The sequence below is a fragment of the Pseudomonas sp. LjRoot277 genome (assembly GCF_964253845.1).
GTDB lineage: Bacteria > Pseudomonadota > Gammaproteobacteria > Pseudomonadales > Pseudomonadaceae > Aquipseudomonas.
Genome location: NZ_CAXURI020000001.1, coordinates 3061323 through 3074299, shown reverse-complemented (window position 1 = coordinate 3074299; position 12977 = coordinate 3061323). Strand labels below are relative to the sequence as shown.

The 12977-nt window shown below is 57.2% G+C and carries 15 protein-coding genes; all 15 read left to right on the top strand.

Annotated elements, in window-relative coordinates; translation table 11 throughout:
- Positions 1-4 precede the first annotated feature (4 nt).
- The 15 genes from ACSQ87_RS14570 to ACSQ87_RS14500 all read left to right on the top strand — a co-directional run bounded on the left by ACSQ87_RS14570 (position 5) and on the right by ACSQ87_RS14500 (position 12959).
- On the top strand, positions 5-754 hold the full coding sequence (locus ACSQ87_RS14570; RefSeq protein ID WP_429541878.1) for a hypothetical protein: 750 nt from the start codon (positions 5-7) through the stop codon (positions 752-754).
- A 114-nt stretch (positions 755-868) separates the two neighbouring features.
- Positions 869-1099 carry an AlpA family phage regulatory protein gene (locus ACSQ87_RS14565; RefSeq protein WP_413790944.1) on the top strand — a complete coding sequence of 77 codons (231 nt, stop codon included), beginning with the start codon at positions 869-871 and terminating at the stop codon, positions 1097-1099.
- A gap of 4 nt (positions 1100-1103) precedes the next feature.
- Positions 1104-1946, top strand: a complete 843-nt coding sequence (locus ACSQ87_RS14560) for a ParA family protein (protein WP_436273718.1) — start codon at positions 1104-1106, stop codon at positions 1944-1946.
- Positions 1947-2027: 81 nt separating this feature from the next.
- Positions 2028-2237 carry a hypothetical protein gene (locus ACSQ87_RS14555; protein WP_413790942.1) on the top strand — a complete coding sequence of 70 codons (210 nt, stop codon included), beginning with the start codon at positions 2028-2030 and terminating at the stop codon, positions 2235-2237.
- Between the two features lie 14 nt (positions 2238-2251).
- Positions 2252-3838 (top strand): ParB family protein, encoded by a 1587-nt coding sequence (locus tag ACSQ87_RS14550; protein WP_169859582.1) that lies wholly within the window; start codon positions 2252-2254, stop codon positions 3836-3838.
- A complete protein-coding gene (locus ACSQ87_RS14545; protein WP_034113345.1) occupies positions 3835-4383 on the top strand; it encodes a DUF2857 domain-containing protein in 549 nt (182 codons plus the stop codon). The genes ACSQ87_RS14550 and ACSQ87_RS14545 overlap by 4 nt, the downstream gene beginning before the upstream one ends.
- Positions 4380-5570, top strand: a complete 1191-nt coding sequence (locus ACSQ87_RS14540; protein ID WP_034113347.1) for an STY4528 family pathogenicity island replication protein — start codon at positions 4380-4382, stop codon at positions 5568-5570. Before ACSQ87_RS14545 ends, ACSQ87_RS14540 begins: the two co-directional genes overlap by 4 nt.
- Before the next feature lie 241 nt (positions 5571-5811).
- Positions 5812-6567: a PFL_4669 family integrating conjugative element protein gene (locus ACSQ87_RS14535; RefSeq protein ID WP_436273717.1), complete on the top strand. Its 756-nt coding sequence runs from the start codon at positions 5812-5814 to the stop codon at positions 6565-6567.
- A complete protein-coding gene (locus ACSQ87_RS14530; RefSeq protein ID WP_436273716.1) occupies positions 6564-7082 on the top strand; it encodes a DUF3158 family protein in 519 nt (172 codons plus the stop codon). Before ACSQ87_RS14535 ends, ACSQ87_RS14530 begins: the two co-directional genes overlap by 4 nt.
- Positions 7079-7549, top strand: coding sequence for a single-stranded DNA-binding protein (locus ACSQ87_RS14525; RefSeq protein ID WP_436273715.1), 471 nt, complete (start codon positions 7079-7081; stop codon positions 7547-7549). The genes ACSQ87_RS14530 and ACSQ87_RS14525 overlap by 4 nt, the downstream gene beginning before the upstream one ends.
- 225 nt (positions 7550-7774) lie before the next feature.
- Entirely contained in the window at positions 7775-9742 is a 1968-nt protein-coding gene (locus ACSQ87_RS14520; protein ID WP_436273714.1) for a DNA topoisomerase III, read from the top strand.
- A 912-nt stretch (positions 9743-10654) separates the two neighbouring features.
- The gene (locus tag ACSQ87_RS14515; protein WP_436273713.1) at positions 10655-11236 is read left to right on the top strand and encodes an STY4534 family ICE replication protein; all 582 of its coding nucleotides are present in this window, start codon (positions 10655-10657) and stop codon (positions 11234-11236) included.
- Between the two features lie 71 nt (positions 11237-11307).
- Positions 11308-11565: a hypothetical protein gene (locus ACSQ87_RS14510; RefSeq protein WP_436273712.1), complete on the top strand. Its 258-nt coding sequence runs from the start codon at positions 11308-11310 to the stop codon at positions 11563-11565.
- 100 nt (positions 11566-11665) lie between these two features.
- Positions 11666-12160, top strand: coding sequence for a RadC family protein (gene radC, locus ACSQ87_RS14505; RefSeq protein ID WP_436273711.1), 495 nt, complete (start codon positions 11666-11668; stop codon positions 12158-12160).
- A gap of 52 nt (positions 12161-12212) precedes the next feature.
- Positions 12213-12959 carry an ABC transporter substrate-binding protein gene (locus ACSQ87_RS14500; RefSeq protein ID WP_436273710.1) on the top strand — a complete coding sequence of 249 codons (747 nt, stop codon included), beginning with the start codon at positions 12213-12215 and terminating at the stop codon, positions 12957-12959.
- Positions 12960-12977: the final 18 nt, after the last annotated feature.

Genomic DNA, 12977 nt, shown 5'->3' with positions numbered 1-12977 from the left:
CTATATGTCTGTGCAAATTTTTAATCCGCAAACTAAAACCTTCTATAGACCGATTGACGCAGCATTACGTTGGTGCAATCTCATTCGTCATGAAGCAGAAATAATAAGAGCTGATGAGATCTGCCCAGAGAGGCTTGGAAAAATTTTCCCACAATGGCCGTGCCTGCGCGCGACTACTGAAGCAATTTATGACGCTGTACGTAACGATGAGTTGCCTTATGGGTGTCTCGGCATTTCGGTTCGCATGGGGACTTACGTAGAACCTTTTCAGCTGACGATACGCCACTCTGATTTGCGCCACTGGATGCAGGTTCACTATCCCGATCAAAAGCCTAGCTTTCTGTTTGAGCCCAGCAAGGATGCTGATGAAAAAGTCAGCATAGGAACCTACCTAGCACTTAAAGCTGATCGGGACGTCATCCTGCAAGAGCTGGAAACGCTACAGCGCCACCATCAAGATTTTTTAAAAGACCTTCAATCAATCGGGTTAGAGCGGGATGAGCTCAAAGCATTGGTCAAAACGCATGGCCACATCAGTGAACGTAGCGAAATCACGTATCAGAATATCATTGGTGTTTTAGTCAACCTGCTGCTGGGCCATTCACCCGCTGGAAAGCCTCTCTCCGTGTTCAAGAATCAAGCCGCAATCGTCGATGCTGTTCTCGCGCGCTACAGAGATGTGCCCGGTCTCAGCAAACGAACGCTGGACGAAAAATTTGCCTCAGCCAACCGTAGTCTCAAGAAACACAAGTAATCGATGCATTGCACTGCAATTCCTTTGATTGCAGTGCAATGACTACCTCTGTTTTCTGCTATTCAATTCAAGTCACTTCCCACCACGCGCCAATCAGCGCCAGGAGTGACTAGCATGTCCAGCCAAGCCTCCCCCATCACTGAAGCTCCTCAACCGCAGGTCGAACGTCACATCATGCGCCGTGACGAGGTGGAGCGAAAAACCGGCTTCAAGCGTGCGCACATCTACAACCTGATGAAAGAAGGTAAATTCCCTCAAGCCAAACGCATTGGACTGCGCGCGGTCGGCTGGGATTCGCTGGAGATCGAGCGGTGGATCGTTGAACGCTTAGGTCAGCAGGTCTGATGTCATGCGTGTGGTATCGGTGGTTTCCACCAAAGGCGGGGTGGGCAAAACCACAGTAGCCGCCAACCTTGGCGGCCTGCTGGCAGATGCTGGTCTGCGCGTCCTGCTGCTCGATCTGGATAGCCAGCCCACTCTCTCCAGCTATTACGCCTTGAGCCAGAAAACCGTTGCTGGTGCGTACGAGTTCATCGCACTCAACCTGACAACTCCTGCACAGATTATTTCCAGGACGGTGATTGCAGGGCTCGACCTGATCCTCTCCAACGATGATCTAGGCCGACTGCCCCCCTTGCTGCTGCATGCCCCCGATGGGCGATTACGGCTGCGCAATTTGCTGGCCAATTTCCGCCCCCATTATGACCTGCTTTTGATCGACACTCAGGGCGCACGTAGCGTGCTGCTAGAGATAGCCATCCTCGCCTCCGATCTCGCCCTCTCGCCCATCACCCCGGAAATGCTTGCCGCCCGCGAACTGCACCGCGGCACCTTGAAGCTACTCAGCGACCTCGAACCATTCCGCCACCTGGGCGTTCCACCGCCCCCCTTGCGACTGCTACTGAACCAGGTAAACGCGATTCGGGTGGACACTCGGATGATCATCCGTGGCCTGCGCGCAACCTTCGCTGGGACGATCAATATCTCGGTTCTAGACACCGTAGTTCCAGACCGAGTGGCTTATCTCAATGCCGCCTCCCTCGGCTTACCGGTCCATCGAATCGAGACGCGTCGCTCACGTGAACGACGCTCGCCATCCGCACTGGAAACCATGCAAGCGCTGGCCATCGAACTGTTCCCGGAGTGGCGCGAAGCGATCTCTACGGTGAGCAGGTGCGCGGAAGTTAAATGAGACGAATCACCAAGCCGGCACTTCTCGCCCAGTCATTTTTTTCGACCTTAATGCCAACAGCGTTTGGCCAGGAGTCTTTTGATGCTGGATCAACTTCCCATCATCGTTCAGCCATCCATTCGATCACACCACCCACCTTGCGAGGAGTACTGCACCGTGGTCTTTCGTCTGCAGGGTGGGCGCTCGGCCATGGGGTGGTTCCTCGCAGAACTTTCCCAACATTTCGAAGGTTCGGGTACTGCCGATATCGTGAAATTCGAGGTCGGTGACCATTTGCGTAACCGGCGTTAACTGAGGCTGCTCAAATGAAGAAGCTCAGTCAGGAGCAGATCACTGACAAGCTGCACCAGGACCACTTCCCTCGGGGTCCAGAACTGGAGCGGCTGTCCGATCCAGTCATCGACACACCTATGCTGGTCACTCTGGAGCAGTTGCGGCCCTATGAACACAACCCGCGTTTCATCCGTAATCCGCTGTATGACGATATCAAGGCCTCGATCCGTGAACGCGGGCTGGATCAACCACCGCCGATTACCCGTCGCCCAGGAGAAACCTATTTCATCATCCGCAACGGCGGTAATACGCGCTTGGCGATTCTCGGCGAGCTGTGGCAGGAAACCCGCGACGAACGTTTTTTTCGCATTCACTGCCTGTTCCGACCCTGGGCCAATGAAATCACCGCCCTACTCGGCCATCTGGCCGAAAGCGATCTGCACGGCCAACTCACCTTCATCGAGCGTGCTCTGGCGGTAGCCAAACTCAAAACCATGCTCGAACCAGATGGCGCTGTGCTCTCGCAACGTGAGCTGGCACGACGCCTTGCCGCTGGAGGCTATCCCATTTCGCAGTCGCACATTAGCCGGATGCTCGACACCCTTGAACACTTACTACCCGCCATTCCACAAACCCTGTATGCCGGATTGGGTAAGCCGCAGATCGAACGCCTGATCGGCCTACGTAGCCAGGCTGAACGAACCTGGAACCGTTATCCAACCGCCACCATTGCGTTCGCCGAATTTTGGCTCGATACCCTGGGTTACTTCGATGCCGAACCCGAGTCCTTCGATCTTGAGCAGATCCAGGATGAACTGCTCGAACGCATGAGCCGCTTGCTCGGACAGTCCTACCGTATGTTGGCGCTGGAACTGAGCGACACCCAACAGGTCATCTCGACTCCTGGCGTTGTCGTCACCACACCCTCAGAGAACAGCCATCCGCCGAGCGTTGGTGAAGCCGCGCCAGGACCTCCCTCCTCCGAGTCCCGTCCCAAATCAACTGAGACCAGAACCCAGACCGAAACAGCGCGAGAGGAAGTGCTCACACCACCTGAAACGAATGTTGTATCAGCGATCAGCCCTCCGTCACGCGTTCAACAGATTCGCGAACAGATCGATCGCGAGACCGCCACCGAAACAGCACCGACCGACGAGAGCTGCACGATCGACGACATCTGGCCCATTGCACCAGCACTGGATAGCCCCGAACAACTGCGTTTAGCCATCGCCGGACTGGCGCGGGAAATGGCCGCCTATGCCGGACATCCCGAGAGCATCATCGATCAGAAGCATGGCTTGGGCTTCGCCCTCGACATCGAGCGACTTGATCTTGCAGCGCCTTGCGCGACCGGCATTCACCTACTGCTCCTGGCCCTGTTGCGCGCTCAAGACGACGTGAACTGGGAGGATCGCAAGCAACTGCCCTCAGCCCTGTTTGGCCAGCTGTTGCTGGGGATCTATCAACTCCCGCTGACAGGTCGTCCCGCCGTGGACGTAGGACTGGAGCGACTGCCCGACAGTTTGTTAATCAAGCTGTATCGGCTGATTCGTTTGGCTCGCCGTCTGATCGACTTAACGCTCCCCCCTGATGACAACTCACCGAAGGAGCTGCCATGAGCCCGTCCTTCAATGTGCTCAACCAGGCCATGCTGACCCAGGTACTGCATGAGCTACGCCTGGGTAATCTGCAACGCTGTAAGGCACTCGGATTGAGTGAGGACGACATCTACCTGCTGCAATCTTTACCCCCCACCACGCTGTCGCGCCTGGCCCATGCCACCGTGTCTTGGGTCGAGGTCAAGATCGACTCGCCAGTGCTGCACCGGCTGATCGAGCAAGCCGACCGCGACGAGCAGAACGAGCGCTTGATCAACCGAGCGCTCAAGCTAGGCGCCAGCAGCACCATCATGTATCAGCGCTTCGGCTTGGCGCATTCGGAAACCGCCCTGCGCCGACGTCTGCTCAAGATAGAAACCCGTAAGGGTCGCCCTCAGCATTTGAGCGAAGCGCAGGAACATGCGCTCTGGCAGCGATGGTGCCAGCTACGCGCGCAGGACGGAACTGAGGATCAGCTCGACGCCATGATGATGCTGGCCGAAGAACAACAGATCAGTTTGACCATCGTTTGGCAGCAGATCGACCAGTACAGCAACGGAACATGAACACTGCCCCTTCCAGTCGCTGGCAGCGTGTCCTGCAGCAATGCACCCAGCAGCTGAGTGAACGCTGGCCCGCACGCCCTACCACTGAACAGCCCTCCTACCAGGCTCTGCAGGCTGGCTTTCTGTTCAGCGGCCAATCACACGAAGTCGTGCCACGTCGGTTGCTGTTGGATAATCGTCTGACGCCATTGGAACGTAATGCCTGGCAGGTGTTTCGACTCATGCTACAAGGCCAGGGTGTGGTCACACCCCGCTATGAGGATTTGCAACCTTACCTGTCGAGCGTGCCCTATGGCGCGTCAGCCTCCCGTGAAACCATCGCACGCGTCTTGACGATGCTCAGGCTGACGCGCTGGCTCAGCTTGGTGAGTCGTGGCCGCGATCAGCTCAGCGGACGCCTACAAGGTTCTCTGTACGTCCTGCACGATGAACCGTTAACCCCCGCCGAAGCCATGGAACTGGATCAGGATTACCTGGAGCTGGTCGGACATTGCCTCACCCATAAAGCCAAGGCGGTGCGAATTGTCGCTCAGCACGTTGTGACAGAGGTCCGCCAAGACACGGATATCGATCAGAGTCGCCTCCCCACCCGGCTCGACAGCTGGGGCGAACACTGGACGCAGCAAGGATTGGATTTGGCAACCGATGACGCGTTACACGATTCCGAACTGGGTGGCGATCACTGCGTTCGGAATCGTGCAGGCCCTCGTTCGGATTCCGAACCGGGCTTGAACGCCAATGATTCCGGCACCGTTCGGAATCCGAACGCCGCCTGTACTGTATTAAAAGAAAGTATTTGTACTGTACCGCGCGCGACCCCAGCGGTGGATAACCTGCACTGGCCCGATCCGCTACACCTGAGGCCAAGCGAGCGTCAGGTCATCGCTGTGGCGTTGAACAAGCTCAAACCAGTGGATCGTCAGGCGGTGCTCAACGAAGCGGGGGCACGCTGTAAGGCCGGAGGTATCCGCAAGCCAGTGGCGTATCTGATGGGCCTGATCCAGCGCGCACTGAAAGGCGACTTTCGTCCTTGGGCAGGTCAGACAGAGCACTCACCCGTCGCGGAGCCACTTACTCCATCACCCTCACGCCAACCCAGAAAACAGGGCGAACCTGCCTCTGCGCTCGCCCAAGCGTGCCTGAATGAGTTACGCCAACTACGCGGCAAACGCTCTGGACGTCAGTAGATTTGATGCCAGTGGCATCAAATCTACTGAGTTCTACTGCGAGATCGCGAGGGGGTGAACCTATGTAAACCGAACAGCACGGCTATAGCCATCCATGGAAATAATGCAACTGGCATCACTCACGAATCTCTCGAAGTTAACCCTCTCATACCAAACCGAACAGACCGCATTCAGCTTTTTGGCTGCCCTGGTTCCTCATCTGTCGCAACGTTCCCGTCCAAGCTTATGCGAGGACAACACCGTGGCCGACCACTATCAACTCAACCTGGGTTCATTGCGCAGCAGCATCACCCTGACCCTGCACACGCACCACGCCGCCCGTATCTGGCAAGGTCGGACCGCACGCGAAGGCGTCCACTCGATCATGGGCATGGCCGGCTACATCAGTGTCACCAATCTGATCAAACAAACCGCCGCCCAGGACGATCCCTATGCCGACTGGGCCATCGTGCAACTCGAAGAAAAACTGATGCAGGCCAAAGCTGGAATGCTAGAACTGACCGATCAACTGGATCGGATCAGGCAGGACCTGCCGACACAGATCGACATGGGCGACAACCTCAACATCCACCCCGTCACCTTGCCGTTATACATCGGCAGCCAGCTGGGTTTTCTGGCGGTCTACCTGCTGACCGACTACGACACCCTGGTACGTCGGACTCTATTGGCCCATCACACCGCCCTGATCGGCCGTATCGACATGGAAGCCTGGATCGACGACGGCGCCCATCTTTTGCGCAGCCTATTCGGCCAGGCCCAGCGCTATCGGCATTCTGGCGTCACCCGTGATGACATGGCGGCGAACAATGCTCGTGCTTTGGCGGCCATCGAGAAATTGGGTTTGCCCCCGATGGACATCCTTGAGGGGCATCGCCGCTCCCAGTTCGCGCCGCCAATCGTTCGTCGTGGTGCTGTGGCAGTGGATGACGCCGACGCGTTGGCAGAGGAAACGGGAGAGCCATCTGCAACAGTGGATGAGCCGGAGGACGAAGCATGAATCCCATGAATCCGGCTCACCCAATGTTTTTCGACGCGTTGACACCGGATGCCTATCGACAGCTCGAACACGCAGCCTCCCTAAAAGGCCTTTTAAAACCTTTTAAGGGTAAGGGGGAGTTGGAGCATCTTGCGCAGGTAGCGAGGGAAATCGAGGCGCAGTTATGTCACCTGATGGAGGCTGTAGTGCAGCAGGCCGGACAGCCTCCGTACTCACTGCTCGATATTCGCCTGGTGCTGCAGAATACCAGCGCTGGCAGCACTTTCCTACGTTGGCGCACGCGCGATTTCTCTCGCATGGGCGTTGCGGTCTGGGAACGGCAGCTCTGTAACAAACCCCTGCCGCAGGTCGTACGCGAGGGATTGCATCGTTTCGAATGCGATCGCATTGCACTGAACCTACAGATGAGCGTGGTGCATTCGCTCTACCGCCAGGCCTCGACCTGTTCGATCAAAATGGCCAGTGCCGAACGGTTACTGCGCCAGTTCACACCCGCAGTGGAGATATCACGATGAGTACTTTTTTCGTCGGCGAAGGCAACATCGGCAGTGCGCCAGAGTTCCAGGAGTTCGCCTCAGGCAATGACGAACCACGGCGCTTGCTACGGCTAAATGTGTATTTCGACAATCCTGTGCCACGCGAGGGCAGCTATGAAGATCGAGGTGGCTATTGGGCGCCGGTTGAGCTCTGGCACCGCGAGGCTGAACACTGGAGCACGCTATACCAGAAAGGCATGCGCGTGCTGGTCGAAGGTCGTACGGTGCGCGACGAGTGGGAGGACAGCGAAGACAATGCACGAGTGACCTTCAAGATCGAGGCCCGTCGCGTCGGCATTCTGCCCCACCGGGTGCACAGCGTGGTCATGCGGGAACGCTCCAATGAACCGACGGCATCTGCGACACACGCCGGGCAACATACAGAGCAGGCCGGTTCACCTGCGTCGAAACCCAAAAAACGCAGAGGGCAACCACCGTCGGACTGACAGAGTTCAGGCATAAAAATTGCGCCTCTGCGCGAAGTGGCTGGTCTGTCGGTACTCGCTGCTCGTGAAGACCCACCTGTCGTCCACACTACAAATGGGTAGCCATCTCGGCCCATTCAAGTCTGCCCTCACCATCTAATGTGAGGAACCTGCCATTCAGGTTTCTCATATCTCGCCACTGCTGTTTCCAACCACGCTGCTCCGAACTCAATCCGGAGCAGTTCTATGCGCCTCTTCCTCTGCGAGAAACCTTCCCAGGGTCGGGACATCGCCAAGGTGCTCGGGGCCACTCGCCGTGGTGAGGGTTGCCTGATCGGCACACAGACAACCGTCACTTGGTGCATCGGTCACCTGCTGGAGACTGCCCCGCCCGAAGCCTATGGCATGCAGTACAAAAACTGGTCGTTGGACCATCTACCGATCATTCCCGCGCAGTGGCAGGTCGAGGTCAAACCCAAGACCGCGGCACAGTTCAACGTCATCAAGCGCCTTCTCAGCGAAGCCACCACCGTCGTTATCGCGACCGACGCCGATCGCGAAGGTGAAATGATTGCCCGCGAGTTACTGGAGCGCTGCCAGTATCGAGGCCCCGTCCAACGCCTCTGGTTGTCCGCACTCAACGAGGCGTCGATTCGCAAGGCACTGTCCTCGATGAAGTCTGGGCAGGAGACCTTCTCGCTCTACCACTCAGCCGTCGCCCGAAGCCGCGCCGACTGGCTAATCGGCATGAACCTCAGTCGTTTATTTACCCTGCTCGGTCGGCGGGTGGGTTACGACGGCGTACTATCGGTTGGACGTGTCCAGACACCCACTTTGCGTCTGGTAGTCGATCGGGATCGTGCGATTGCCAGCTTCGTCTCGGTGCCCTACTGGGAAGTGGAGGTGCACCTGTCCTCAATGGGGCAACCATTCATCGCGTCGTGGTTACCACCCAGCTCAGGGCAGGACGAGGCAGGTCGTTGCCTGCAACAAGCGCTGGCCATTCAGGCGGTCCAAGAGATTTCTAGCGGTAAGACCGCCACAGTACTCTCGCTGCAGACTGAGCATTTCCGAGAACCGCCGCCCCTGCCCTTCGACCTGAGCACACTGCAAGAAGTCTGCTCGCGCAAGCTGGGACTCGGCGCTCAGGAAACCCTAAACACTGCCCAATCCCTGTATGAAACCTACAAAGCCACCACCTATCCACGCAGCGATTGCCGCTATTTGCCGGATAGTATGTTCAACGAGGTTCCCGCGGTATTCAATGCCCTGCTCAAAACGGCCCCCCCACTACGGCCCGCATTCGGAAGCCTCGATCGATCATTGCGCTCACGGGCATGGAACGATGCCAAGGTCACCGCGCACCACGGCATCATCCCCACCACCGAACCCGCGAACCTTGCGCGGATGTCTGAACAAGAGCGCAATGTCTACGAGCTGATTCGTTGCCACTACCTCGCGCAATTTCTTCCGCATCATGAGTTTGATCGAACCCAGGTCGAACTGGAGTGTGGCGAAGAACGATTGACCGCTGTTGGCAAACAGATTCTGGTTCAGGGCTGGAAAGGCTTGTTCTACGAAAACACCGAGGAGGATGAGCCCAGTCAAAAGCATCAAGTATTGCCCGTCTTGCAACAGGGTACTCAGTGCGCAGTGAACGACGTCGAACTCAGGCCCATGCACACCGCCGCTCCCAAACCGCTGACCGAGGGCGATCTGATCAAGGCGATGAAAAACGTGGCCAAACTGGTCAACGACCCCCGCCTGAAACAGAAACTTCGGGACACCACCGGTATCGGTACCGAAGCTACGCGAGCCGGCATCATCAAGGGATTGATTGAACGCGGTTATTTGCTGAAGAAAAAACGCGCCTTGATGGCCTCTGCGGCGGCCCATACCCTGATCGAGGCGGTACCCGCGGCAATCGCAGATCCGGGTATGACCGCGATCTGGGAGCAGGCCCTGGACGAAATCGAAGCAGGACGTCTGACTCTGGATGAATTCGTCGCCAAGCAGGCGAGTTGGATTGCGCAATTGGTCGAACACTGTGGAGCGCTCACCTTGGCGTTACCGGTAGAAACCGGTCCGGCCTGCCCCATTTGCAACGCCTCAATGCTCAGACGTAAGGGAAAATCAGGGCCGTTCTGGTCGTGCTCCCACTACCCGGACTGCAAGGGCACTGTGCCGATCAGCAAAAATGTGCGTCGTCCATGACTCATCATTGAAGATCAACTTGAATATTGGGGCGACCTTTAAGTCAACGCACTCTGCCTTGACGTCATCCCATCCTCTCTGCTGTAGTGCCTCAGGATCATCGCCAATGGCGACCCAAGACCGATTCGCTCCGGGTAGTTCGGTCGGACTCCTAGAGTTCGGGGCCATTTCTTCTGGGGGATTTCGTTCCCGATTTGTGCTCAACCTGATCACGGCGGCGGATGACCACTATTGCCTCTGCCAGGCAATAGTGGTCATCCGCCTCGGCGATCGTATTCAGCCCCGGAGCCCACCGGGGAAACATTGGGCACCCTTTGTGCGCGGATGCGTGCCAACAGCTTCCGACCCAGGCCACGACAAGGGTCGGTTGGCGAATCATGGCGCAGTTAAACCAAGTTTTGCGAGGAGCTTGTCGACTGCGTAAGACCGCCAAAGGTGGCTTTTCTCTTCCTCGCCTGGCGACCCGTCAGGCTCACTCTTCATTTTCTTCATTCCAGTGACTGCCACTGAATTCCGGCCATAAAAAACTGGGTTGCAGCGTCTTGACGCTCCCCTGTGCCAGGCTTATACAAAGGGCGTGGTTCGCTGTCGTCGACAGCCCAGCCCAGGTAGCTTGAACCTTCAAGGCTACGCCACGTTCGTGGTGGTTTACCCAAGTGCGATCAGCGTTCGGAAGCTCGCACGGTTACCGCTTCAGCGGTGATGAATGCCCACTACCCCATGTTTGCGGACCACTACCGCAGACGTTCCTCTGCTATCCCGCTATTCCTCCAGACGCATAGTCTTGCTTGCCATCGGCTTGCCGGTGGCGAATCGCTCATCGCTCGCCTTCACCTTACCCACCCTGACGGGGGCTCACTTCCCCATCAGGGTTTGTGCGTCGCCGTTTTCCCTTGAAACAGGAGAACCACCATGGCCCACGCCAACCACTCCCAAGAAGCGACCACTTACTTCAACCTGCACACCGTCGGTATCGGCTACCTCAACCGTGTTCGTGAAGTCCAAATCCGCCGCGGCCAGCCATTCATGGCCTGCGATATCGCAGCCCTGCACGGCGCCACCGATGCGGTCGAGTACACCCGCTTCGACTGCAAAGTCGCTGGGGGCGAAGCTGAACGCTTGATTCGTCTCTATATGGACGCCGTCAACGCCGAGAAAAAGGTCTTGCTGTCGTTCCGTATTGGCGACCTGTGGATCGATCCATTTCTCTACGAGAAAGGCGATAAACAAGGTCAACCAGGCGCCAGCCTGAAAGGTCGTTTGCTGTTCATCGACTGGATCAAGGTCGACGGCACATTCGAGTACAAAGCGCCCGCCAGGCAGGAAGCAACAGCACCTGCTGAGCAAGCGCCCACCAGTGAGTCATCTCCATCATCGGCTAATGCCGAAGTTGAGGAGAGTGAAAACCCAATAGAAACTCGGGGCGAACCTGAATCTCCAGCTGCTCCCCGCACGGTCCGCCGTGATGCCACCCGTACCGTTCAGTCCGCCTGAATAGTCCACGATGTTCCACATCAAGGCGCTCCCTCGAGCGCCTTTTCTTCAATCCGCACAGGAGAATCCACATGGAATCCTTCTGGCTTTGCGACGACTGTTTGTTCGCTGCGGCTTACGAGGACTACAGCACGTTATCGCTCTACTACACGACGGATGAAATCGAGAAACGCATCACCGGGATCCATCGTGGACTGGTTCGCTTAATGCCCATCAGTGCCGACTTCGATCCCGAAACCGGCTGGGGAACAAAAGCCTTTTCCACATTGCCCTGCGACGGTTGTGGCTCACCCCTACACGGTCAACGTCACCGATTCACCCGGCTGTAAACAGCGCGTCATCGGCTAATGCCCGCGACTCTATTTCCACCTAGGGGACACCAGTCCCCTCGGGCGTGTACCCCTGATTGTTCCCTTCGGAGGTACCACCATGAACACCCAATTCACACTGATTGAGACCTCGGATTTCGAGGCTGATCGAATCAGCCAAGAAAACCAGGTGATCGACGAGGCACTGCATATTCTAGATCGTCGGCTGTTCGCCCGCGGCCCTAACCTGACGTCACCTGGCGCCGTGGCCTCATACCTAAAACTGCATCTTGCGCAACAAGAGCATGAAGTCTTCGGTGTGATTTTTCTCGATGCCCAGCACCGCGTGCTGGCGTTCGAAGTCCTCTTTCACGGCAGCATTGATGGTGCCAGCGTTTACCCCCGCCAAGTCGTTAAGCGCTCCCTAGCGCATAACGCTGCGGCCGCCATTTTTGTTCACAACCACCCCTCAGGGTGTACAGAACCCAGCCAGGCGGATCGCGTCTTGACCGCACGATTGAAGGAGGCCTTGGCCTTGATCGAAGTGCGCGTACTGGATCATTTCATCGTGGGTGAAGGCCGCCCGCTCTCCCTTGCCGAATGCGGCTGGCTTTAACCCTCACAGGCGCCTTCGGGCGCCTTGTTCATTTTCATTCTGGAGAACCCTCATGAACCCCACACACCTAGCCCCAGCCCTGCTGGCGTGCTCAAACCCATTTGCTCGCGGCTACGACAATCTGCATATCGAACGGCTGCTACTGATCACCTACGAAAACGACTGCCCTCCCTGCTTTCGCCCCGTGCACGACTCACAGGCCCATCTGCCCGACCATGAGCTGCAACTGTTCCCCTGCCTGTTCAATGACGATTTCGCCTTGATCAGCGAAGGCCAATCCATTTCGGAGAGGTTGGATAAACGCTGCCAGTCCACCGGGCTGGTGCGCCAAGTGATATACGCCGTGATTGGCGAAGTGCTCAACCAGCAGTATCACGTCGGCGATCTGTACTCCCTTGAAGAAGCCCATGCCATGGTCCATCGCTTGAGCTTCGAAACGGGACACTACAGTCGAGCCTGGGAAATCAGCACCGCACACCTCACTGAAGAAGCATTGCGCTACTTGGAAAGCCGGGCTGGCAATTTCGACTCCAGACCAACCGGTCTGCTGTTCGAACCCTTTGCCCTGACAGACTGCGATGGCGTCGGATGTAAGCTGATCGGCACGCCCTGGACCGACGATAACCTGGTGAAGATCGAGGGCCGTCCTTACTCATCGCTGAGGCAAGAGCAACTCGATGCCCGTACGCCAGCAGCGTTGATTAAGGTGCTGTACCTCGCGGCATTGGCGGATGTGCGATTGTTGATCTTCGACCCCGACGCTGCCGTCTTGGATGGGCTCGTCATTTTTGATGAATAGCAACGCGCTCGGCTTTAA

Bases quoted from the DNA above. Each gene is read 5' to 3' on its own strand.
- ACSQ87_RS14570 (WP_429541878.1), top strand. From the start codon at position 5: ATGTCTGTGCAAATTTTTAATCCGCAAACTAAAACCTTCTATAGACCG.
- ACSQ87_RS14565 (WP_413790944.1), top strand. From the start codon at position 869: ATGTCCAGCCAAGCCTCCCCCATCACTGAAGCTCCTCAACCGCAGGTC.
- ACSQ87_RS14560 (WP_436273718.1), top strand. From the start codon at position 1,104: ATGCGTGTGGTATCGGTGGTTTCCACCAAAGGCGGGGTGGGCAAAACC.
- ACSQ87_RS14555 (WP_413790942.1), top strand. From the start codon at position 2,028: ATGCTGGATCAACTTCCCATCATCGTTCAGCCATCCATTCGATCACAC.
- ACSQ87_RS14550 (WP_169859582.1), top strand. From the start codon at position 2,252: ATGAAGAAGCTCAGTCAGGAGCAGATCACTGACAAGCTGCACCAGGAC.
- ACSQ87_RS14545 (WP_034113345.1), top strand. From the start codon at position 3,835: ATGAGCCCGTCCTTCAATGTGCTCAACCAGGCCATGCTGACCCAGGTA.
- ACSQ87_RS14540 (WP_034113347.1), top strand. From the start codon at position 4,380: ATGAACACTGCCCCTTCCAGTCGCTGGCAGCGTGTCCTGCAGCAATGC.
- ACSQ87_RS14530 (WP_436273716.1), top strand. From the start codon at position 6,564: ATGAATCCCATGAATCCGGCTCACCCAATGTTTTTCGACGCGTTGACA.
- ACSQ87_RS14525 (WP_436273715.1), top strand. From the start codon at position 7,079: ATGAGTACTTTTTTCGTCGGCGAAGGCAACATCGGCAGTGCGCCAGAG.
- ACSQ87_RS14520 (WP_436273714.1), top strand. From the start codon at position 7,775: ATGCGCCTCTTCCTCTGCGAGAAACCTTCCCAGGGTCGGGACATCGCC.
- ACSQ87_RS14515 (WP_436273713.1), top strand. From the start codon at position 10,655: ATGGCCCACGCCAACCACTCCCAAGAAGCGACCACTTACTTCAACCTG.
- ACSQ87_RS14510 (WP_436273712.1), top strand. From the start codon at position 11,308: ATGGAATCCTTCTGGCTTTGCGACGACTGTTTGTTCGCTGCGGCTTAC.
- radC (WP_436273711.1), top strand. From the start codon at position 11,666: ATGAACACCCAATTCACACTGATTGAGACCTCGGATTTCGAGGCTGAT.
- ACSQ87_RS14500 (WP_436273710.1), top strand. From the start codon at position 12,213: ATGAACCCCACACACCTAGCCCCAGCCCTGCTGGCGTGCTCAAACCCA.